Origin of the sequence: Neisseria sp. P0008.S010 (assembly GCF_051962715.1) — a bacterium.
Classification (GTDB): domain Bacteria; phylum Pseudomonadota; class Gammaproteobacteria; order Burkholderiales; family Neisseriaceae; genus Neisseria; species Neisseria elongata.
Genome location: NZ_JBQCVA010000277.1, coordinates 1 through 276, shown reverse-complemented (window position 1 = coordinate 276; position 276 = coordinate 1). Strand labels below are relative to the sequence as shown.

1 rRNA gene is annotated in these 276 nt (G+C 52.2%); it reads right to left on the bottom strand.

The annotated features are described in order from the left end of the window. A 16S ribosomal RNA gene (locus ACTHSL_RS13570) occupies nucleotides 1–276 on the bottom strand; the annotation flags it as partial.

Sequence of the window (276 nt, the reverse complement as noted above, 5' to 3'; positions counted from 1 at the left end):
GACTACTCGGGTATCTAATCCTGTTTGATCCCCATGCTTTCGCACCTCAGCGTCAGGGTCAGTCCAGAAAGTCGCCTTCGCCACTGGTATTCCTCCTGATTTCTACGCATTTCACCGCTACACAAGGAATTCTACTTTCCTCTCCTGCCCTCAAGAAACCCAGTTTCAAGTGCCACCCCGAGGTTGAGCCCCGGTCTTTCACACCTGACTTAAGTTCCCGCCTACGTGCTCTTTACGCCCAGTAATTCCGGACAACGCTTGCCACCTACGTATTAC